Below are 20,722 nucleotides of genomic sequence, written 5' to 3' on the forward strand. Positions count from 1 at the left end.
ACGACTTCCATGCGTTTCACCATCAAAGCCAAACTGGCCCTGGCCTTCGGCTTCCTCATCGTCATGCTGGCCGGCACGGCCGGCTACGGTATCCACAGTCTGGGCGTGGCCAAAGGGGCCATGGACGAGGTGGTTGACGGCACCGTTGCGCGCCTCGACAAGATGCACGAACTGAACGCCCTGTCGCTGGCCGTCGTGCGGAGTCAGAAGAACACTATTTTGTCGGCCTCGCCGGACGAGATGCAGCGCCATGTCACGACCAGCGACGACTTGCGTCGCCAGTATCATGTGATCTTTGACGAGATGGCGGCCTCGGCCACGACCGCGACTCGTCAGTTGTGGGTCGACCTGAAGGCCCGTACGGACGAGTTCGAACGCACCGACGACCATATCCGCGCCCTGGCCCGCGCCGGCAACATTCCCGCGGCGGTCGCCTATTCGTCGGGCGACGGTCGGGACGCCGCCAATGCGCTGACCGACAAGCTCAAGGAAGGCGTGGCCACCAACCGGGACCGCGCCCGTGAGGCTCAGTCGCGGGCCGATGTCGACTATCATACCACGCGCAACATGATGATCGCCCTGTCGGCCCTGGCCGTCGCCCTGGCTCTGGGCATGGCCTTGTGGATCGCGATTGGCATCACTGCGGGCCTGCGCAAGATCATGGTCGCGGCCGACGCCATCGCCATCGGCGACCTGGAAAAGGACGTCGAGATCAAGTCGAACGACGAGATCAAGGACCTGGTCGACCGCATCAACATCATGACCGGCAACTTGCGCGTCACCGCCGCCATCGCAGACGAGATCGCCAACGGCGACCTGACCGTCCAGCCCAAGCCGCTGTCGGACAAGGACACCCTGGGTCTCTCGCTGCAGAGCATGGTCGAGCGCCTGCGCGGCGTTGTCGCCGACGCCCTGTCGGCCGCCGACAACGTCTCCTCGGGCAGCCAGGAACTGTCGTCGACCTCGGAGCAGATGAGCCAGGGCGCGACCGAACAGGCCGCCGCCGCTGAACAGGCCTCGGCCTCGATGGAAGAGATGGCCGCCAACATCAAACAGACCGCCGACAACGCCGCCCAGACCGAGAAGATCTCGCGTCAGTCGTCGCGGGACGCCGAGGTCAGCGGCGAAGCGGTCAGCCGCGCCGTCGACGCCATGCGCACCATCGCCGACAAGATCGGCATCGTGCAGGAGATCGCCCGCCAGACCGACCTTCTGGCCCTGAACGCGGCGGTGGAAGCCGCCCGGGCCGGCGAGCACGGCAAGGGCTTCGCCGTGGTCGCCTCGGAAGTGCGCAAGCTGGCCGAACGCAGCCAGACGGCCGCCGCCGAGATCAGCTCGGTCTCGGGCGACACGGTCAAGGCCGCCCAGGAAGCCGGCGACATGCTGCAACGCCTGGTGCCGGACATCCGCAAGACCGCCGAACTGGTCTCCGAGATCAGCGCCGCCTGCCGCGAACAGGACATCGGCGCCTCGCAGATCAACGAGGCCATCCAACAGCTCGACAAGGTGACCCAGCAGAACGCCGGCGCCTCGGAAGAAATGTCGGCCACCTCCGAGGAACTGGCGGCCCAGGCCGAGGAACTGCAGACCTCGATCGCCTTCTTCCGTACCGACGCCGCCGGAGGGCGCGCCGCGACGCGGTCGCCTGCCCCGATCTCGACCTTCAAGCCCGCCGCGCGCCCGGCCGCCAAGGCCGTCAAGGCTGCGGGCCGGCCCGCTGTCCACCAGCAGCAGGCCCGCGCCAAGGGCTTCGCCCTGGACATGGCCCTGGGCGGCGCCGACGCCGAGGACATGGACTTCCGGGAGAGCGCTTGATGTCGGACGCCGCTGAAGGCCAGTACGTCACGTTCGGCCTGGGCGAGGAAGTCTTCGCCGCCCCGGTCAGCCTGGTGCGGGAGATCCTGACCTATCAGACGCCCTCCCGCATTCCCAACGGTCCGGCCTATCTGCTGGGCCTGACGGACGTGCGGGGGCGCGGCGTGCCCACGGCGGATCTCCGGATCCGCCTAGGCATGGCCCCGGTCGAGCCGACCTTGAACACCCGCATCCTCGTGCTGGACATCCCGCTGGAGGATCGCGTGCTCAGCCTGGGGCTGGTGGCCGACCGGGTGTTCGAGGTCGCCGCTTTCCAGGACGATCAGATCGAGCCGTCGCCCGACATCGGGGTGAAGTGGCGCTCGGATTACATCTCCGGCGTGGTGCGTCGATCCGAAGGGTTCGTCGTGCTGATCGACCTGCCGCGCCTGCTGTCCACCACGGATACGGCTTCGCTCGGATCATTTGCGGACATAGATCACGCGGCCTGACCGCCGCGTGATCTCCACTTCAAGGAATATTGCATTGGCCGCAGCGGCTCTCGCCCGGGAAACGACCGTCGTCGATCAGATCAGCGCCCGCAATTTCGAGCGTCTGGCGCGCTATATCTACGACTACAGCGGCATCAAGATGCCCTCGTCCAAACGCACCATGCTGGAGGGGCGGCTGCGGCGTCGGCTGCGCCATACCGGCCACGCCAGCTTCGACGACTATTGCGACCATCTGTTCCGCGAGGACGGGTTGGAGGCCGAGTCCGTCCATCTGATAGACGCGGTCACCACCAACAAGACCGACTTCTTCCGCGAACCGCGCCACTTCGACTACATGACCAGCCACGTGCTGCCGGAGTTCAAGTCGGCGGGCCAGCGCCGCATTCGTGCCTGGAGCGCAGCCTGCTCGACCGGCGCCGAGCCCTACACCATGGCCATGGTGATGCAGCGCTTCGCCGACGACCAGGGCGGACCCGACTACCAGATTCTGGGCACGGACCTGAGCACAGACGTGCTGGAGACGGCCCTGCGCGGCGTCTATCCGAAGGAAATCCTGGCGCCCGTGCCCGCTGACATGCGCCGCTGGGTCATGGCGGCCAAGGAGAGTCGGCGGCGCGAGGCGCGCATCCATCCCTCGCTTCGCGCCAAGCTGGTCCTGGCGCGGTTGAACCTGATGGACGAGAGCTACGCCGTCGGCGATCCGTTTGACCTGATCATGTGTCGCAATGTCCTGATCTATTTCGACAAACCGACTCAGGCCAAGGTGCTGAAGCGGCTGTGCGACCGGCTGAAGCCCGGCGGTTATCTGTTCATCGGCCATTCGGAAAGCATCGCCGGCATTGAACTGCCGCTGACGGCCGTGGCCAACACCGTATTCCGAAAGACCTGATCCCATGCCCAAGGTTCGCGTCCTGGTCGTCGACGACTCGGCCAGTGTCCGCCAGACCTTGGTCGACGTGCTGTCGGCCGATCCGGACATCGAGGTCATCGGCGTCGCGCCCGACCCGTTCGTCGCCGCCCGCCGCATCGCCGAGGATGTTCCCGACGTCATCACCCTGGACGTCGAGATGCCGCGCATGGACGGCATCACCTTCCTGCGCAAGATCATGTCGCAGCGGCCGATCCCCGTGGTGATGTGCTCCTCCCTGACCGAGGCGGGGTCCGAGACCCTGATGCAGGCCCTGGAAGCCGGCGCGGTCGACATCATCCTGAAGCCGCGGATCGCCGCCGCCGACCATCTGGCGGAAAGCGCAGATCGCATCCGCGACGTGGTCAAGGCGGCCGCGCGCGCGCGCGTCGGCGTCCGCCGCCCGGCGCCCCGGCCGCTGGAGCCGGGCGCCAGGCTCACCGCCGACGCCGTGCTGCCGCCGCCGAGCGGCGCCGCCATGGCCCGCACCACCGAGATGGTCGTCTGCATCGGCGCCTCGACCGGCGGCACCGAGGCCCTGCGCGAAGTGCTGCAGGCCCTGCCGGCCAATGCGCCCGGCATCGTGGTGGTCCAGCATATGCCGGCGGGATTCACCGCCGCCTTCGCCAAGCGGCTGAACAGTCTCTGCGATGTCGAGGTCAAGGAGGCCGGGCACGGCGACCCGGTGCTGCGCGGCCACGTCCTGATCGCGCCGGGCGACAAGCATATGCTGCTGGAACGCCAGGGCGCCCGCTATCAGGTCGCGATCAAGGACGGGCCGCCGGTGTCGCGTCATCGCCCCTCGGTCGACGTCCTGTTTCGCTCCGCCGCGCGGGCGGCCGGCCGTAACGCCCTGGGGGTGATCATGACCGGCATGGGCGACGACGGCGCGCGCGGCCTGCTGGAGATGAAGGAGGCGGGGGCCTCCACCCTGGCTCAGGACGAGGCCACCTCGATCGTCTTCGGCATGCCCAGGGAAGCGATCGCCCGGGGCGCGGCCCAGAAGGTGGCGCCGCTGGAGCACATCGCGCGCGAGATCATGCAGGTCGATCGCCGCCGTTAAGCGGCTTTCGACGCCGCGGAAGCGGGCGACGCGCCCTAGAACAGGATGTCGTCGAATTCCTCGTCCTTGGCGGACATGGGCTTGATGGGGACGACGTTCTCCGCGTCCGGTCGGTCGCATGCGACGGCGTGCGCCGCGTGGATCGTGCGTTCCCGCGCCATGGTGTAGCAGCGCGAAATTTCGTCCATCGCGTCGCCGACGATCCCGGCGATATCGGTCAGGTCCTCCACCGCCGGTCCCGCCTCTTCGATCAGGGCTATGGCGGCGGCGTGCAGGGTTTCGCCCAGGTCGTCCTTCAGTCCCAACTGGTCGGTGGAGAGCGCGAGCGACCGGGCGGTCTCGGCGCCCTTGACACCCAGGGCCGCAAGGTCGTGTTCGATCACGTCGGCGGCCTGGCGCAGGCGGTCGCTCACGCTTTCCAGCCGCGTCGCATCGATCACGGCCTCCGTCTGGCCCGTCATGTCCCCGGCGATTTCGGCCAACTGGGCCAGCGACCCCAGGGTCTGGTTGGCCGATTCCTCCAGCTGTACGGCGTGGCTGCTGAGTTCCAGCGCGATGACGTTCAGCGGCTTGCCGATCTCGCCCAACCGGTTACAGCGCAGGCTGCTGTTGATCGCCATCTGCTGAATGTCGCGTTTAACGCTGTGGATGGCGTCGACGCGGCGGGTCAGGGTTTCAACCGCCGTGGCGGTTTCGTCGCTGATGCGATGGGCGTTGTCCATCGCCGCGCCGACGTCGCCCACCAGGACGCGCGCCTGACCCAGGCTGCTCTCCAGCGCCCGCAGGCCGCCGGACCCGCGCGCATCCGACAGGCCCTCGAAGGCCAGGATTTGCGCTGTGTCCTGGGCCATGCCGGCGAGGCTCTGCGTCACCTTGGCGGCCTCGGCCTCGAAGGCTGTGGCGGTGTCGGCCATCTGTTCGGCCAGAAGCCGGGTCAGTTGACGCCTGACGCGCCCCCCGGCTTCCGCCGACAGGGTCGCGTCCGTCAGCCGTCGGGAGGTCACGGCCAGGCCGAGCTGGACATGCTCGATCCGCTGGCGGGTGATGTCGCCGATCTGCAGGGCCGTCAGGGCCCTGGCGACCTTCATCTGAATGTCGCGGGCGATGGCCGCCACCGAGGCCGTGACATGGGCGATGCGGGCGTGATGGACGCCGATGGCCTGGGCGTCGATCGCCAGCTTTTCCGGCACGGCGGGAATGACGGTCTGGTATTTGCCGCCGAGCGTCTGTTCGAAGGCGAGGGCTTCGACCAGTTGACGATCCAGGAGGGACAACTGACCCGCCAGTTCGTCCAGTTCGCGTCCCCCCACATCCAGCTGGCTGCACATCTGCTCGGCGAAACCGCCGAATTCGTCCGACGCGGAGATGATCGCGCCGGCCGTGATCTTCACATTCATGGCGAAGGCGCGGAGATAGCGCAGGGTCTGGCGCATTTCGTCGATGTGGAAGGCCAGCGCCGCGCCGGCCTGGCGAAGGTGTTGCATGCGCTCGATGCGGCCGCGCTGGGCCTGGGGCAGGGCCGTCAGTCCCGCCGCGGTCGACAACAGATCTTCCGTCGTGCCTGAAACGGTGTCCGCGTTCAGCGCGGAGCCGAGATGATCCAGGGAGTCGATCAGGCGCCCGACCATGTCCAGCGAACTCGCCAGCCGTCCGCCGGCGTCGGAGAAACGCGCCTCGATCTGCGCGCGAGCGGATTCCAACTGGTCGGATATGGTCGACAGCGACCGATTGGCGGTCGCGGGGCCATGGCGGGCGGGCTGGTCTGTCATGCGCACGAAAGGCCTCGCTTCGAACTCTGCCCGGCAGGTTAGCCAAGACATCACAACTGACGGTAAAGATTGGGCGGGCGTTTTCTCGCTGGACGGCCGGATTCAGGGCGCGCCTGATCCCCTCGTCAGGGTCGAGAGGCCGATGGCCTGAACGTAGATTGGAGAGTTTTCGTGGTCGTCCCCGCGCTGTCGCCGCTCCGAGCGAGCTTCAAAGCGAAAAGCCTGGGGAAGAGATGGTGGACGCGACAGGGATTGAACCTGTGACCCCCTCGATGTCAACGAGGTGCTCTCCCGCTGAGCTACGCGTCCGCCTGAGCGGCCCCTGGAAGAACAAGTTCCCCTGGGGGTCGGGAAGGCGGCGTCTATAACCCGCAGTTTGCGGGGGCCGCAAGGGGGGGCGACGTCTTTCTTCGTCTTTTCTTCCGCTTAAGCTGCGATCATGCGTTCGACCTCGTTCACCAGGTCGCGCAGGTGGACGGGTTTGGACAGGACCTTGGCCTGCGGCGTGGCCTGGGCGGCGGTCAAGGCGACGGCGGCGAAGCCGGTGATGAACATGATGCGGATGCCCGGCTGACGCACGGCGGCGACGCGGGCGACCTCGATCCCGTCGGCGCCCGGCATGACGATGTCGGTCAACAGCAGGTCGTAGGGGCCTTGTTCCAAGGCGTCGATGGCGTCGTCGCCATTCTCGCAATCCACCACGGCGTGGCCGGCGCGTTCCAGCGCGCGGGTCAGGAAGCCTCGAAGCGAGCCGTCGTCTTCGGCCAGCAGAATACGCGCCATGCGTTGTCGTTCCTTGATCAAACCGCCACCTTTGCAGCGAAGCGTAAATCGCCGGTGAAAGACCGGGTTCGATCATCGGCGCCGGGGTCTGGTCTTGTGGACAAAACAGGCTAAGCCGCAGCCATGGATTCGCGCATCGCCACAACTGACGAGCAATCGGCGTTTCTCGTCGAGGCGCCGGTCGGCGCGCCGAGCCCGCTGGTCTTCGCCTCGCCGCATTCGGGCGATGTCTATCCGGACGATATGGGCGCGCGTCCAGGCTTGTCGACGCTCAGCCTGCGCAGCGCCGAGGACGCCTTGGTCGATCGGCTGGTCGAGACGGGTCCGACGCTTGGGATTGCGCTGATCCGAGGACGTATCGGACGGGCCTATGTCGATCTGAACCGGGCGGAGGGCGAGTTGGATCCCTTGTTGATCGAGGACCTGAGCGCGCCGGTCCCGAGCCCGAAGGCGCGGGCCGGTTACGGCGTCCTGGCGCGCCTGACAGGGGACGGCGCGCCGCTCTATGATCGGCGGCTGTCGAAGGCTGAGGCCGAGACGCGGATCGCCAACATTCATCGTCCTTATCATCAGGCGCTCGCCGCCCTCATGCAGGCGGCCCACGCGCGGCATGGCCGCGCCGTTCTGATCGACTGGCACTCCATGCCGGCGCGCGCAGCGGGCGGCAGGAACGGCCCCGACGTCGTGCTGGGCGATCGGTACGGCGCGTCCTGCACGCCCGAACTGACCCGTCGCCTGAGGCGCGCCTTCGAACGGCTGGGGTGGCGCGTCGCCCTGAACCGGCCCTATGCCGGCGGCCACGCCACCCAGATCTGGGGACGGCCGGAAGACGGCTTCCATGCGATTCAGATCGAACTGAATCGCGCGCTCTATTTCGATGAGGCGGCGCACCAACGGGGGCCTGGCTGGGAGCGGACCCGGAAGGCCCTGGCCCAGGTCGTAGCCGACCTGCTGGTGGGCGTCGGGACGCTCGATCAGACCTGACGGACGCAGGCCAGGGTGTCGCCCATGGTCAGGGGCGCATCGCCGCGAGCGATCCACCATTCGACCGTCATGGCGTTGTCGCCGCCGCGGATATAGACGAACTGCTCCCGCGGCTCGGCGCCGAGCCGCTGACGCTCCCAGGTCCACCGGTCGCCGGCCCAGCCATCGGCGGCGTACCATCGCTGCCCCGAGAAGCTGTCCGCGATCGTCATCCGGTACCCGCCCGAACGCGCGGAGGTCCATGTCTCGTTCGCTGAATAGGTCGCGGGCGGCAGGTCCCGATGCGCCTTCGTCGTCGCCTGGGTGACGGGATCGACGCTGAACTCCAGGATCGACGACAGGGGCCTGTTGGACGGCGTGAAATGGCCGTCGCACCGCCAGGTTCCGGCGAAATAGGCCAGGGAATCGGCCGTGGGCTCCGGCGCGGACGCTTGAACGGCGGCCAGAAGCAGAATCGTCGTCAGCATTCACCCCTCCATCGAGGCGAGCGACGTTAGACGACAGCTTGACCAAAACTTGGCCATTCACGACCGGGCCAAAAAAAAGCCGCGCCCGGAGGCGCGGCATATAAAGTCTATAGGGAGGAAACGCCCAGGAAGGGCATGACGCCCGGAGGCGTCGAAAGCCAAGTTAGGTTGCAGCGCACAAGATTTCAAGCGCCGATCATCTTCTCGCGATCACAGGCTGTTACGAAAATCTCTTTCGCCGGAACGCGACAGGATAGGGGGTGTCGGCAAGGATCATTCGCGGCCGCAATAAGACGAAACCGGGGCCTAGTTGCGTTCCAGCAGCCGCCGCGCCGCCCGCACGGCCCGCGCCGCGGGCGACCCTGCCTGGCGCCAGACCAGCAGGCTGAAGGCCGAGATCACGCCCAGCGCCAGCCACGGCGGACCGAACAGCCAGGCCGCCGCCGCCAGAGCGAAATAATAGCCGCGCACCCCCTGGCTGAAGCCGCTCAGCGCCGGGTTCAGCACCCGCCCCACCGCGTGGCCATAGGCGACCCTGTCGGTTTCGGAGTGAATCTCGGGCGCGGCGCCGATCAGGGCCAGGGCGTAGTTCATCTGGCGCAGGGCCCAGATGAAGTCGAGGAAGCCGCGCGCCAGGCAGACCAGGACCAGGGCCAGCTTGGCCTCGAGGAGCTTGGTCGGCACCGCCTCGGCGCCGACGGCGGCGAATCCCTGCAGCGCGTTTTCACCGCCGAACAGGATGCCGGCCACCGCCGCGATCAGCAGCAGGTTGGTCGAGGCGAAGAAGGACGCCGAATTGATCGAATGGCCCATCAACTGGCTGTCGATCAGCCGCGTCTCGCGGTGGGTCATGGCCGTCATCCAGCTGTCGCGGACGATCAGCATGTCGTCGTTCAGCGAGCCGCTGCGCCGGGCGATCAGCCCCAGGATCGGGCCATAGCCGAGCCAGGCGATGAAGAAGAGGGCGAGGGCGATCCAGTCGAGCAGGGTCATGCCGTGTTGATGCCTTCAGTCGGGCCTATGGGGCAAGGGCGTTCGCCTCGCTGCGTCCTCTGACGCTTGCTGTTCGGCGACGCAAAGCTTATCACGCGCCCCAACTCCCCGTTCGCACCTGCAATAAGAGCGTATCATGAACATCGAAGCCATTCCGGTTGGCCCCAACGCCCCCTGGGACGTCAACGTGGTCATCGAAATTCCGCAAGGCGGCCTGCCGGTCAAATACGAGATGGACAAGGCCTCGGGCGCCCTGTTTGTCGACCGCTTCCTGCACACCGCCATGTATTATCCGGGCAACTACGGCTTCATCCCGCACACCCTGTCGGACGACGGCGATCCCTGCGATGTCATCGTGCTGAACCCGACCCCCGTTGTGCCGGGCTGCGTCATCCGCTCGCGCCCGATCGGCGTGCTGAAGATGGTCGACGAGGCCGGCGGCGACGAAAAGATCCTGGCCGTGCCGGTCGACAAGCTGAACCCCTACTACACCGAGGTCTCCAGCTACCGTCAGCTGCCCGCCATCCTGATCGAGCAGATCGAGCACTTCTTCACCCGCTACAAGGATCTGGAGAAGGGCAAGTCGGTCACGGTCAACGGCTGGGGCGACGCCGGCGAAGCCGCCGAGCTGATCGCCATCGGCATGAAGGCCCACCAGGACAAGCTGGCCAAGGCCGCCGCCGCCGCCGCCTGAGGCGTTTCAGCGTCTGAATAGAAGAGGCCCTGCTGGATCAACCAGCGGGGCCTTTTGTTTCTCCTCCCTATCGCTTCGCGACGGGGAGGTGGCGCGGCGCGAAGCGCCGTGACGGAGGGGCTGCTTTGACGTGGCAAAGCCCCTCCACCGCTACGCGGTCCACCTCCCCATGGAATGGGGAGGAAAGAGGGGGCTACTTGCTTCTGAACGCCGCGATCGCTTCGACCGTCTGGCGCACCTTGGCTTCGATCCCGGCCCAGTCCTTGGCCTGGATCGCGGCGTCGGTGATCAGCTTGGACCCCATGCCCGCCGCGACGATGCCCGAACCGAACCATTTGGCGATGGAGGCCTCGTCGGGGTCGACGCCGCCGGTCGGCATGATCTTGGTCCAGGGCATCGGCCCCAGCACCGCCTTGACGAAGTCCGGGCCGCCGACCGAGGCGCCGGGGAACAGCTTGACGATCTCGCAGCCCAGGGCCTGAGCCTCCGAGATGTCGCGCACCGAGCCGCAGCCCGGCGAATAGGCGACCTGACGGCGGTTGCAGACCTGCGCCACCTCGGGAACCAGGCAGGGGCTGATGACGAAGCGCGCGCCCGAAGCGAGGTAGAGAGCCGCCGTCGACGCGTCCAGGATCGAGCCGACGCCCATGATGATGTCGGGATCGGTCCGGGCGAACTGCTTCGACAGGGCGGTGAAGGTCTCCCAGGCGAAGTCGCCGCGGTTGGTGAACTCAACCGCCTTGGCCCCGCCGCGCGCACAGGCGCGGATCACCTCGGCGCAGACCTCCGGGTCGGCGTGATAGAAGACCGGCACCACCCCTTGCGTTTCGAGGGCGGTCAGCACGCTGAGACGATCGTGGCGCATGGGGTCTCCTTCAGGCCTTGCAGCCCGCAGATCGGCGGTAGGCGGCCCCTGCGTCAAGGGCTGCCGGGATCAATCCTGGTAAGCGGCGCCTTATTCGGCGGTCGCCAGCGCAGTCAGCCGTTTGACCATGCTGCTGTCCTTGTCGGCCAGCGGGTCGAGCATGGTGAAGTGATCCAGCCCGTCCAGCACCTCGACATGGGTGTCGGCGCCCTTGCCGCCCCATTCGGCGGCCATGCTGCGGCTCTGACGGATGAACTCGTTGCTCTCGGCCCCGCCGACCCAGCAGTCCAGCGCCCGCCCGCCCGGCGCCCCGCCGTTGGGGACGGGCCAGTGGATCGGCGACAGCGCCCGCGCCGTGGCCGCGTCCAGCCCCAGGGCCTGGTTCAGCGTGGTGTGGATCAGCGGCTCGATGTCGAACACGCCCGAGATGGCCAGCGCCGCCCGCGCCCGGCCCTCGGACAACATGCAGGCCGCCATATGCCCGCCGACGGAATGACCAAAGACCAGCGGCCGCTTGCCGGTGCGGTCGCGCACCAGTTCCGTGGCGCGGCGCATCTGGCCGATGATGGCGCCGACCTTGACCGCCGGGGCCAGGTCATAGCCGGGGATGACGACGCTGATCCCGTGATCCAGCAGGGCGGGCGCCACCCAGGCGAACCAGGCCCGGTCCAGCGCCTGCCAGTAGCCGCCGTGGATGAAGATGGCGGTCGGCGTGCCGGAGCCGGCGTCGAACCACTCCATCTTCTGGCGTTCGCTGGGACCGTATTCGACGGTTTCGGGGTGGCGGGCGTCGATGACGCGGGCCGAATCCTCTCGCCATCGTTTCAGGATTTCCGGGTGTCCCGGCACCCGTTCCCGATTGTTGTACGCCGCCTCGTAATCGACTGGAGGGGCCGTCAGTGTCGCCGGAGCCTTACCCATGCCGTTTCCATCCGCTATGCACCTCCGCTTGAACGGGAGGTTCCGACCATGATGACCGCCATTTTCGTCTTCATCAAATGCGAGTTGGGCTACGCCAACGACGTCGCCGCCGATCTGGTCGACAATGTTGAAAACGTGTCGGAAGTTTACTCGACCTCGGGTCAGCATGACCTGCTGGCCAAGTTCCAGCTGCCGAAAGACGCCGACATCGGCACCTTCGTGACCAAGCAGGTGCAGACGCGCCCCCACATCCGCGACACCTTCACCGTCATCACCTTCTCGCCCTTCCTGCCGACGAAGAAATAGCGCGACACGCGACGCCTCTCCCTCCCCCTGCGGGGGAGGGAGATTCTTCCCATTCCGTTTCCAAAAAAGACCGGCTAGCCTCCCTGCAACGACGAACGCAGGGAGGGCGGCCATGGCCGATCTGGAGACGTTCCGCGCCGAGACGCGCGCCTGGCTGGAGGCCAACTGCCCGGCCGAGGTGCGCGGGCCGCGCGACGGCGACGCGGACTATGTCTGGGGCGGCCGCAACCCCGTGTTCAAGACCCCGGCGCACAGGCTGTGGCTGGAGCGCATGGCGGCGCGCGGCTGGACCGCGCCGGAATGGCCCGCCGAATACGGCGGCGGCGGCCTGAACCGCGAAGAGGCCAAGGTGCTGGCCTCCGAGATGCGCCGCATCAAGGCGCAGATGCCGCTGGCCAGCTTCGGCATCTGGATGCTCGGCCCGGCGCTGCTGGCCTTCGGCACTGAGGAGCAGAAGCAGCGCTTCCTGCCGCCCATCGTCCGCGGCGAGATCCGCTGGTGTCAGGGCTATTCCGAGCCCGGCGCCGGCTCTGACCTGGCCTCGATCCAGACGCGCGCGGTCGATCAGGGCGACCACTGGATCGTCAACGGCCAGAAGGTCTGGACCTCCTACGCCGACCAGGCCGACTGGATCTTCTGTCTGGTCCGCACCGACCCCGAGGCGCCCAAGCATCTGGGCATCAGCTTTGTCTTGTTCGACATGGCGACGCCGGGCGTCAGCACCCGCCCCATCACCCTGATTTCGGGCAAGTCGCCCTTCTGCGAGACCTTTTTCGACGACGTGCGCGTGGAAAAAGAGAATCTGGTTGGCGTGCTGAACCGCGGCTGGGACGTGGCCAAGGCCCTGCTGGCGCACGAGCGGACCATGATCGGCGCCATGGGCGATAGCGGCGTCGGCCGCCCCCTGGGTCAGGTCGCGGTCGATGCGCTCGGCGTGGACGAGGCCGGGCGGCTGGACGAACCGTCCTTGCGCGCCCGCATCAACGACTATGACATCGACGCCGCCGCCTTCCGTCTGGCGATGGAGCGCGTCGGCGATCAGGTGAAGGCCAAGCAGGCTCACCCGGCCATTGCCTCCATGCTGAAATACTACGGCTCCGAACTGAACAAGCGCCGTCACGAACTGGCCATGGCGGCGGGAGGGTCAGACGCGCTGGAATGGGAAGGCGAGCGCTCCAAGGACGGCGCCGCCGCCCGCGACTGGTTGCGCACCAAGGCCAACTCCATCGAGGGCGGCACCAGCGAAATCCAGCTGAACATCATCGCCAAACACCTGCTGCAACTGCCGGGGGCGTGAGGATGGCGGCTTTGCACACTCCCTTCCCCCTCGATGGGGGAAGGGCCGGGGATGGGGGTGCGCCCGTCGCCCTGTTCGTTGTGGCGGGAGAGGCGGCGTCACTAGCGTTCGCCCGCACAACGCCTGCCGACACCCCCACCCAACCCTCCCCCATCGAGGGGGAGGGCTTTGGAGGAATGATCTGATGGCCCTGATCCTGACCGAAGAGCAGACCATGCTTCAGGACGCCGCCGACGGCTTCCTGAACGAGCACGCCCCCATCGCTCACCTGCGCCAACTGCGCGATAGCCGCGACCCCGACGGCGTGTCGCGCGACCTGTGGCGGGCCTTCGGCGAGATGGGCTTCGCCGGCGTCGTCATCCCCGAGGAGGACGGCGGATCGGGCCTCGGCGCGGTCGAGGCGGGCGTCATCGCCGAAAGCCTGGGGCGCACCCTGACGCCCTCGCCCTTCATGGGCTCATCGGTGCTGGCCGCGACCGTGCTGAAGACGGCGGGATCGCAGGCACAGAAATCATGGCTGGCCAGGATAGCGGCGGGCGAGGCCATCCTCAGCCTTGCCGTCGATGAAGGGCCGAAGCACGCTCCGGCCAAGATCACGACGCGGGCCGACCGCGCCGGAAACGGCTTCAAGCTGAACGGCGCCAAGGGCTTCGTGCTGGACGGCCACGTCGCCGACGCCCTCATCGTCGCGGCGCGAATTCAGGAAGATGGGGCCGACGACGGCCTCACCCTCTTCCTGATCGACCCGAAGACCAGCGGCGTCGCGGTCGAACGCACCGTCATGGTCGACGCCCACAACGCCGCGCGCGTGACCCTGAGCGACGTGATCGTGAACGCCGACGCCGTGATCGGCGCGGCAGGCGAGGGGCAGGGGCCGCTGGACGCCGCCCTGATCCTGGGCCGCGCTTGCGCCGCCGCCTCTCTGGTCGGGGCGGGGGATCAGGCCTTCAGGATCACGCTGGACTACCTCAAGACCCGCCAGCAGTTCGGCAAGCTGATCGGCGAGTTCCAGGCCCTGCAGCACCGCGCCGCCCACCTGTTCACCGAGCTGGAGCTGGCCAAGGCCGCGACCCTGGCCGCGCTCCAGGCCATCGACGCGGGCCGCCCCGACGCCGAAATGGCGGCGGGCGTCGCCAAGGCCAAGGCCGGCCGCGTCGCCGAACTGGCGGTGCAGGAGGCGGTGCAGATGCACGGCGGCGTCGGCATGACCGACGCCTTCGACGTCGGCCTGTTCATGAAGCGGGTGCGGGTGCTGAACGAAATGCTCGGCGACGCGGGGTTCCACGCAGAACGGCTGGCGCGCAGCCAGGGGTTCTGACTTTCCTTCTCCCCTTGCGGGAGAAGGTGGGCGCCGGAGGCGCTCGGATGAAGGGTTTCTCCGTCGGCTGATTTAAGAGTGCTATCCGCATCGGACAGGGAGGTGCGACCCCTCATCCGTCTCGCTCCGCGAGCCACCTTCTCCCTCAAGGGGAGAAGGATGACGGGGTGGGCTTCGCTCGCTAAACCTCTCCCAAGGGAGAAACCACATGACGCGATCCAACGCGCCCGCCTATCAGACCGGCTTCGCCAATCATTTCGCCACCGAGGCCGTCGAGGGCGCCCTGCCGGTGGGGCGCAATTCGCCGCAGCGTCCGGCGCTGGGCCTCTATGCCGAACAGCTGTCGGGCGCGGCCTTCACCGCGCCGCGCGATCATAACCTGCGCAGCTGGCTGTACCGCCTGCGGCCCTCGGCCCAGCACGGGCCGTATCAACCGTTCGCGCAGGGGCGGGTGCGGTCCGGTCCCTTCGCCGAGACTCCGCCCAACCCCAACCGGATGCGCTGGGACCCTCTGCCCCTGCCGGACGCCCCCACCGACTGGGTCGAGGGCCTGGTCACCTATGGCGGCAATGGCGACGCGGATTCGGGCGTCGGCGTGGGCATCCACCTCTATGTCGCCAACCGCTCGATGGTCGACCGCGTCTTCTACGACGCCGACGGCGAACTGCTGATCGTGCCGCAGGAGGGCGCGCAGCGTTTCGTCACCGAGATGGGCGTGATCGAGGCCGCCCCCGGCCAGATCGTCGTCATCCCGCGCGGCGTGCGCTTCCGCGTCGAGGTCGATGGACCGGTGCGCGGCTACGTCTGCGAGAACTACGGCAGCCCCTTCCGCCTGCCGGACCTCGGCCCCATCGGCTCCAACGGCCTGGCCAATCCCCGCGATTTCGAGACCCCGGTCGCCTGGTTCGAGGACGTGGATCGCCCCACCCAGTGCATTCAGAAATACGGCGGTCAGCTCTGGGCCACGACCTTTGGCCATAGCCCGGTGGATGTGGTCGGCTGGCACGGCAACTACGCCCCCTATCGCTATGACACGGCGCGGTTCAACACCATCGGCACGGTCTCTTACGACCACCCCGACCCGTCGATCTTCACCGTCCTGACCAGTCCGTCGGACACGCCGGGCACGGCCAACTGCGACTTCGTCATCTTCCCGCCGCGCTGGATGGTGGCCGAGGACACCTTCCGTCCGCCGTGGTTCCACAGGAACGTCATGAGCGAGTTCATGGGTCTGGTCTTCGGCGCCTATGACGCCAAGGCGGGCGGCTTTGCCCCCGGCGGCGCCTCCCTGCATAACCGCATGAGCGGCCACGGTCCGGATCAGGCCAGCTGGGACGGCGCGACCAAGGCCGACCTGAAGCCGCACAAGATCGAGAACACCCTGGCCTTCATGTTCGAGACGCGGATGCCGATCCGCACCACGGCCTGGGCCGAGGCGACGCCGCAGATGCAGCTCGACTACGACGACTGCTGGAGCGGGTTCGAAAAAGGAAACGTCGGATGAAGCTGAAAGCCCTGCTGTTCGCCGCCGGTCTCGTCCTGGCGGCCTGTTCCCCGACTCCAGCGCCGGAACCCGTGGTCCCTGTCGAAGCGCCCGAGCCGCCGCCGACGATGACCATCAGTTCGTCGTCCTGCACCGCGCGCGGCGGCGAGATGCGCCAGGTGGGGCGGATGCAATCCTGGCAGTGCGTGGTCAGATACCCCGACGCGGGGAAGCGCTGCACCGACGCCTCGCAATGCGAAGGCGACTGCGAGATCGCGGGCAACAACGGTATCGCTCCGGGCGCGCGTGCGACCGGCGTCTGTCAGGCCGACAGCAACCGTTTCGGCTGTCGCACCACCATCAAGGACGGCAAGGCCGAGGCGACGCTCTGCATCGACTGAGATCATCAGCCCCCGTCGGCTTCGCGGCGGGGGCTTTCCGATCAGGGCCTAGGTGGGCTTGGCGGCGTCCTTGACGGCGGCGGCGTGCTCGCCGGCGGCCTTCTTGGCATTGTCGGCCTCAGCTTTCAGGGCCTCGGCCTTGCGATCCGCTTCGGCCTTGACCGCATCGGCGGTGGCGGCGCCTTGGGCCATGGTGGTGTCGGCCTGGGCGTTCATCTGGTCAGCGGCGGCGTTGCCTTCCGCCTTGACCGCGGCGGCCTTGCTTTCAGCGGCCTTTTCGGTCGGGTTCTGGCAAGCGGCGAGGCCGGCGACGATGAACAGGGCGGCGGCGGTGACGGCGATCTTTTTCATGGGGCGTCCTTCCAGAGCAGGTTAAGCTTGAATAACGCCGTCGCTCACGAACGGTTCACGCCGCCGTGATTTTTCCTTCAACGCGCTTCGGCGAAGGCCACGCGCGCGGCGCCGAGCAACGCGGCCTGCTCGTGCAGGATCACCTTGGTCGGGATGGCCTCCATATAGGGCTGGAACCGCCCCTTGCGCTCGAACCGTTCGCGGAAGGGGCTGGCCTTGAGGAAGGGCAGGATGCGCGGGGCGATGCCGCCGGCGATGTAGATTCCGCCGCGCGCTCCCATGGTCAGGGCCACGTCCCCGGCCACGGCGCCCAGGATGGCGCAGAACCGCGCCAGGGTCGCGCCGCAGGGGCTGTGCATGTCCTCGAGCGCCTCGCGGGTGATCTGCGCCGGGTCCTCAATATGGCTCTCGCGCCCGTCGATCTCGGCCAGCGCCCGGTGCATGTTCAGCAGGCCGGGGCCGCAGATCAGCCTCTCGATCGACACCCGGTCATAGCGGCGGCGCAGGATGCGCAGGATCTCGTCCTCGACCGCGTCGCCCGGGGCGAAACAGGCGTGGCCGCCCTCGCTCGGCAGGGCGATCTCGCGGCCGTGGCTGTCGCGCGCCAGGGCTGAGACGCCGAAGCCGGTGCCGGGGCCGAGCACGGCCAGGGCGGCGTCGTGCTGACCCTCCGCCGGCCCGCCCAGCGAGGCCAGCTGGTCCTCGGGCACGATCGGCGCGCCCCAGGCCAGGGCCTCGAAATCATTGATCAGCCTGACCGGATTGAGGCCCAGGCTCTGCAACTCGGCCTCCGACACCTGCCAGGGCGAGTTGGTCAGGTCGATGGCTCCGTCCGTGACCGGCCCGGCCACGGCCAGGACCCCGCCGGTCGGCTTGACCGCGCAGCCGTCGAGGAAGGCCTTCACCCCGCCGAGGAAGGTCGGGTGTTCGTGGGCAGGGAAGCTCTCGTGGTGGTCCAGAACGACCTGGCCGTCCACCATCCGGGCCAGGGCGAAGCGAGCATTGGTGCCGCCGACGTCGCCGACAAGCTGGGGACCAACGAGAAGCGTCTTGTCGTTCATCGGGTCGTTTCCTGCGCTCGGCGGGGCGGATCAGGCGTCCACCGTCCGGTCGACGAAGTTGGGATTGGGGGGCGTATCGGTATGACCGCCCACGCCGACGGGAACGGCGAAGCAGACGGTGGCCCCCCGCTCGGCCGTGGTCACGACATGACGGAAGGCGCCGAACAGTTCGCGACCATAGCCCCAGGACGACCCCTCGGCGTTGGCGGTCGAGCGGACGGCCAGCGGCCGCGCGGTCAGGCCGCTCACCCCGACCGTGCTCAGCACCCCGGCCTCGGGGTCCAGACGGATGACGTCGCCGTCCTGAACATAGGCCAGGGGGCCCCCCGCCAGCGCTTCCGGGCTGACGTGGATGGCGGCGGGGGTCTTGCCGCTGGCGCCCGACATGCGGCCGTCGGTGACGAAGGCGACCTTGAAACCCCGGTCCTGGATCACCGACAGGGCCGGTGACAGGCTGTGCAGTTCCGGCATGCCGTTGGCCTTCGGGCCCTGGAAGCGCAGCACCACGACGACGTCGCGAAACAGCTTGCCGTCCTTGAAGGCCTGGAGCGCGTCTTCCTGCGTCTCGAACACGGCGGCGGGCGCTTCGACGATGCGGTGCTCGGGCTTGACCGCCGAGACCTTGATGACCGCCCGGCCCAGGTCGCCCTGGACCAGCCGCAGCCCGCCCTCCTTGTCAAAGGGATCGGCGGCGGGACGCAGGATGTCGCGGTCCAGGCTTTCCTCGACCCCGTCGCGCCAGACCAGTTCGCCGTCCACCAGCGACGGTTCCTGGAAATAGGCCTCGATGCCCTGACCCATGACGGTCATGACGTCGGAATGGATATTGCCCGCCTGCGCCAGTTCGCGCGTCACGAAGGCCACGCCGCCGGCCGCCTGGAAGGCGTTCACGTCGGCCGAGCCGTTGGGATAGACCCGCGCCAGAAGCGGCGTCACCGACGACAGCTGGTCCATGTCGGTCCAGTCGATCAGCACCCCCGCCGCCCGCGCCATGGCGACCAGATGGATGGCGTGGTTGGTCGAGCCGCCGGTGGCCAGCAGGGCGACGATCATGTTGACGATTGACTTCTCGCTGATGACATCGGCCATGCGGCCTTGGCCCGTGCGCGCCAGTTCCACCGCCCGCTTGGCGGCCGCCGCCGTCAGGGCGTCGCGCAGGCCCGTATCGGGGTGGACGAAGGCGGTCGAAGGCAGATGCAGGCCGGCGATCTCCATCATCATCTGATTGGAGTTGGCGGTGCCGTAGAAGGTGCAGGTGCCGGGCGAGTGATAGCTGCCGATCTCGCTTTGCAGCAGGGTGGCGCGGTCCACCAGCCCCTGCGCATATTCGGCGCGAATGCGGGCCTTCTCGGCGTTGGGAATGCCCGAGGGCATGGGTCCCGCAGGCGCAAACACGACCGGCAGATGACCAAACGCCAGCGCGCCCATGAACAGGCCCGGCACGATCTTGTCGCAGACGCCCAGCATCATGGCGGCGTCAAAGGCGTCGTGGGTCAGGGCCACGCCCGTCGCCATGGCGATGACGTCGCGGCTGAACAGCGACAGCTCCATGCCGGGGCGCCCTTGCGTGACGCCGTCGCACATGGCCGGGGTTCCGCCCGCCACCTGGGCCGTGGCCCCGACCTCGCGGACGGCCTGGCGGATCACGGCGGGGAAGCGCTCGAACGGCTGATGCGCCGACAGCATGTCGTTGTAGGCGGTGACCACGCCGACGTTGGGCTTGGACCCGTCCATGGCCGTCAGCTTGTCGGCCACGGTCTGGCCGGCGAAGGCGTGCGCCCAGTTGGCGCAGGACAGCTTGGCGCGCCCCGCCCCGCTGTCGCGGGCGGCGTCCATGCGGCGGATGTAGTCGGCGCGAGTGGCGCGGCTGCGTTCGACGATGCGGGCGGTGACTTCCGCCACCACGGGATTCAGGGGGGGAGCCATCAGACGGCCTCCGTCCAGAGCACTTCGAGGGGAACCTTGGCCGCGATCAGGGCGGCGATGGGATGGACGCGGGGATCGCCCTGGGCTTCGCGCTCGAACACGGCGCGCTTGGCCGCCCCGGTCAGGGCCAGCACCACGCGACGGGCGGAAATCAGATAGGGCAGGTTGATCGACAGCCGTTCCTGGGGCGGCGCCAGACCGTCGCGGCCCGGCGGCACGCCATAGACGGCGGGCTTCAGGTCGGGCGTCAGCAGGGTCTTCAGCGTCGGGCTTTGCGGGAACATCGAGCAGATATGCCCGTCCTCGCCCATGCCCAGCAGGACGGCGTCCAGACGCCTGTCTTCGGCCGCCAGAGCCTTCGACGCCTCGGCGGCGGCGCGGTCCACGGTCACGGCGGGGCGGTAGAGCGGCAGGAAGCGCGCAGCGGCGGCCCGACCCGTCAGCAGGGTCCGCTTCATCAACGCCGCGTTCGAGTCGGGCGAGGTCTCCGGCACATAGCGCTCGTCCACCAGGGTGGCGACGACCCTGGACCAGTCCAAGTCTGCCTGGGCCAGCCCGGCGTAGATGGGCGAGGGGGTCGAGCCGCCCGATCCGGCGAAGACGGCGCGGCCGTTCGCGGCGATCCCGGCCGCCAGCGCCTCCGCCAGCCGCGCGGCGGCGGCCTCGGTCCAGGACCGGACGGTAGGGAATACCTGAATGAGTGATTGGGTCATGGCATGCCTCCCCTTCCCCTCGAGGGGGAAGGGGTTGGGGGATGGGGTGCAGGCAGGAGGCTGAACTTGATGGCGCGCGAGGCACCGCTGCTTGCAAGGTCGAGCCCTCTGGTG

21 protein-coding genes and 1 tRNA gene are annotated in these 20,722 nt (G+C 68.1%); 11 read left to right on the top strand and 11 right to left on the bottom strand.

The genetic code is table 11. The features are described from left to right. Positions 1 to 9 precede the first annotated feature (9 nt). The 4 genes from AC1DJ5_RS08265 to AC1DJ5_RS08280 are packed head-to-tail and all read left to right on the top strand — an operon-like array spanning position 10 to position 4,276. A complete protein-coding gene (locus AC1DJ5_RS08265; RefSeq protein ID WP_477020273.1) occupies positions 10 to 1,815 on the top strand; it encodes a methyl-accepting chemotaxis protein in 1,806 nt (601 codons plus the stop codon). Further along, a complete protein-coding gene (locus AC1DJ5_RS08270) occupies positions 1,815 to 2,306 on the top strand; it encodes a chemotaxis protein CheW (RefSeq protein WP_441454506.1) in 492 nt (163 codons plus the stop codon). The genes AC1DJ5_RS08265 and AC1DJ5_RS08270 overlap by 1 nt, the downstream gene beginning before the upstream one ends. A 34-nt stretch (positions 2,307 to 2,340) precedes the next feature. Then, complete coding sequence (locus tag AC1DJ5_RS08275) at positions 2,341 to 3,195, top strand: CheR family methyltransferase (protein WP_441454505.1); 855 nt, start codon at positions 2,341 to 2,343, stop codon at positions 3,193 to 3,195. Between the two features lie 4 nt (positions 3,196 to 3,199). Next, on the top strand, positions 3,200 to 4,276 hold the full coding sequence (locus AC1DJ5_RS08280) for a protein-glutamate methylesterase/protein-glutamine glutaminase (protein WP_441454504.1): 1,077 nt from the start codon (positions 3,200 to 3,202) through the stop codon (positions 4,274 to 4,276). Between the two features lie 35 nt (positions 4,277 to 4,311). On the opposite strand, the gene AC1DJ5_RS08285 is transcribed toward AC1DJ5_RS08280, so the two are convergent. The 3 genes from AC1DJ5_RS08285 to cpdR all read right to left on the bottom strand — a co-directional run bounded on the left by AC1DJ5_RS08285 (position 4,312) and on the right by cpdR (position 6,828). Further along, positions 4,312 to 6,051 carry a hypothetical protein gene (locus AC1DJ5_RS08285; protein ID WP_477020274.1) on the bottom strand — a complete coding sequence of 580 codons (1,740 nt, stop codon included), beginning with the start codon at positions 6,049 to 6,051 and terminating at the stop codon, positions 4,312 to 4,314. 228 nt (positions 6,052 to 6,279) lie between these two features. Next, a tRNA-Val gene (locus tag AC1DJ5_RS08290) sits at positions 6,280 to 6,354 on the bottom strand. Positions 6,355 to 6,471: 117 nt separating this feature from the next. After that, positions 6,472 to 6,828 carry a cell cycle two-component system response regulator CpdR gene (cpdR, locus tag AC1DJ5_RS08295; RefSeq protein ID WP_441454502.1) on the bottom strand — a complete coding sequence of 119 codons (357 nt, stop codon included), beginning with the start codon at positions 6,826 to 6,828 and terminating at the stop codon, positions 6,472 to 6,474. Between the two features lie 123 nt (positions 6,829 to 6,951). On the opposite strand from cpdR, the gene AC1DJ5_RS08300 reads away from it, so the two are divergent. Then, the gene (locus tag AC1DJ5_RS08300; RefSeq protein ID WP_441454501.1) at positions 6,952 to 7,812 is read left to right on the top strand and encodes an N-formylglutamate amidohydrolase; all 861 of its coding nucleotides are present in this window, start codon (positions 6,952 to 6,954) and stop codon (positions 7,810 to 7,812) included. Here AC1DJ5_RS08300 and AC1DJ5_RS08305 read toward each other — a convergent pair. Continuing rightward, the gene (locus AC1DJ5_RS08305) at positions 7,803 to 8,279 is read right to left on the bottom strand and encodes a hypothetical protein (RefSeq protein ID WP_477020275.1); all 477 of its coding nucleotides are present in this window, start codon (positions 8,277 to 8,279) and stop codon (positions 7,803 to 7,805) included. The two genes, AC1DJ5_RS08300 and AC1DJ5_RS08305, sit on opposite strands and share 10 nt — an antisense overlap. Before the next feature lie 306 nt (positions 8,280 to 8,585). Next, positions 8,586 to 9,272: a DUF599 domain-containing protein gene (locus tag AC1DJ5_RS08310; RefSeq protein ID WP_477020276.1), complete on the bottom strand. Its 687-nt coding sequence runs from the start codon at positions 9,270 to 9,272 to the stop codon at positions 8,586 to 8,588. 136 nt (positions 9,273 to 9,408) lie between these two features. Here AC1DJ5_RS08310 and ppa point away from each other — a divergent pair, with 136 nt between their 5' ends. Next, positions 9,409 to 9,966, top strand: coding sequence for an inorganic diphosphatase (ppa, locus tag AC1DJ5_RS08315; RefSeq protein ID WP_441454498.1), 558 nt, complete (start codon positions 9,409 to 9,411; stop codon positions 9,964 to 9,966). Positions 9,967 to 10,159: 193 nt separating this feature from the next. Here the strand turns inward: ppa and AC1DJ5_RS08320 are convergent, their stop codons facing one another. Both AC1DJ5_RS08320 and AC1DJ5_RS08325 read right to left on the bottom strand, forming a co-directional pair. Continuing rightward, positions 10,160 to 10,831: a bifunctional 4-hydroxy-2-oxoglutarate aldolase/2-dehydro-3-deoxy-phosphogluconate aldolase gene (locus AC1DJ5_RS08320; protein WP_477020277.1), complete on the bottom strand. Its 672-nt coding sequence runs from the start codon at positions 10,829 to 10,831 to the stop codon at positions 10,160 to 10,162. A 90-nt stretch (positions 10,832 to 10,921) separates the two neighbouring features. Next, a complete protein-coding gene (locus tag AC1DJ5_RS08325; RefSeq protein WP_477020278.1) occupies positions 10,922 to 11,752 on the bottom strand; it encodes an alpha/beta hydrolase in 831 nt (276 codons plus the stop codon). 48 nt (positions 11,753 to 11,800) lie between these two features. Between AC1DJ5_RS08325 and AC1DJ5_RS08330 the strand changes: the two genes are divergently transcribed. From AC1DJ5_RS08330 to AC1DJ5_RS08350, 5 genes are all read left to right on the top strand, one after another. Continuing rightward, positions 11,801 to 12,058: an Lrp/AsnC ligand binding domain-containing protein gene (locus AC1DJ5_RS08330; protein ID WP_441454495.1), complete on the top strand. Its 258-nt coding sequence runs from the start codon at positions 11,801 to 11,803 to the stop codon at positions 12,056 to 12,058. 112 nt (positions 12,059 to 12,170) lie between these two features. Continuing rightward, positions 12,171 to 13,355, top strand: a complete 1,185-nt coding sequence (locus tag AC1DJ5_RS08335) for an acyl-CoA dehydrogenase family protein (protein ID WP_477020279.1) — start codon at positions 12,171 to 12,173, stop codon at positions 13,353 to 13,355. 184 nt (positions 13,356 to 13,539) lie between these two features. Further along, on the top strand, positions 13,540 to 14,673 hold the full coding sequence (locus AC1DJ5_RS08340) for an acyl-CoA dehydrogenase family protein (RefSeq protein ID WP_477020280.1): 1,134 nt from the start codon (positions 13,540 to 13,542) through the stop codon (positions 14,671 to 14,673). A 208-nt stretch (positions 14,674 to 14,881) separates the two neighbouring features. Further along, entirely contained in the window at positions 14,882 to 16,177 is a 1,296-nt protein-coding gene (hmgA, locus tag AC1DJ5_RS08345) for a homogentisate 1,2-dioxygenase (RefSeq protein WP_477020281.1), read from the top strand. Next, positions 16,174 to 16,557, top strand: coding sequence for a hypothetical protein (locus tag AC1DJ5_RS08350; RefSeq protein ID WP_441454491.1), 384 nt, complete (start codon positions 16,174 to 16,176; stop codon positions 16,555 to 16,557). The genes hmgA and AC1DJ5_RS08350 overlap by 4 nt, the downstream gene beginning before the upstream one ends. A 48-nt stretch (positions 16,558 to 16,605) precedes the next feature. Here the strand turns inward: AC1DJ5_RS08350 and AC1DJ5_RS08355 are convergent, their stop codons facing one another. The 4 genes from AC1DJ5_RS08355 to pgl all read right to left on the bottom strand — a co-directional run bounded on the left by AC1DJ5_RS08355 (position 16,606) and on the right by pgl (position 20,608). Then, positions 16,606 to 16,908, bottom strand: coding sequence for a hypothetical protein (locus tag AC1DJ5_RS08355; RefSeq protein ID WP_441454490.1), 303 nt, complete (start codon positions 16,906 to 16,908; stop codon positions 16,606 to 16,608). Between the two features lie 77 nt (positions 16,909 to 16,985). After that, the gene (gene glk / locus AC1DJ5_RS08360; protein ID WP_477020282.1) at positions 16,986 to 17,969 is read right to left on the bottom strand and encodes a glucokinase; all 984 of its coding nucleotides are present in this window, start codon (positions 17,967 to 17,969) and stop codon (positions 16,986 to 16,988) included. Positions 17,970 to 17,999: 30 nt separating this feature from the next. Next, positions 18,000 to 19,895, bottom strand: coding sequence for a phosphogluconate dehydratase (edd, locus tag AC1DJ5_RS08365; RefSeq protein WP_477020283.1), 1,896 nt, complete (start codon positions 19,893 to 19,895; stop codon positions 18,000 to 18,002). Beyond that, on the bottom strand, positions 19,895 to 20,608 hold the full coding sequence (gene pgl / locus AC1DJ5_RS08370) for a 6-phosphogluconolactonase (protein ID WP_477020284.1): 714 nt from the start codon (positions 20,606 to 20,608) through the stop codon (positions 19,895 to 19,897). Before pgl ends, edd begins: the two co-directional genes overlap by 1 nt. Between the last annotated feature and the right edge of the window lie 114 nt (positions 20,609 to 20,722).

The sequence above is a fragment of the Brevundimonas sp. 01N35 genome, from assembly GCF_056399785.1.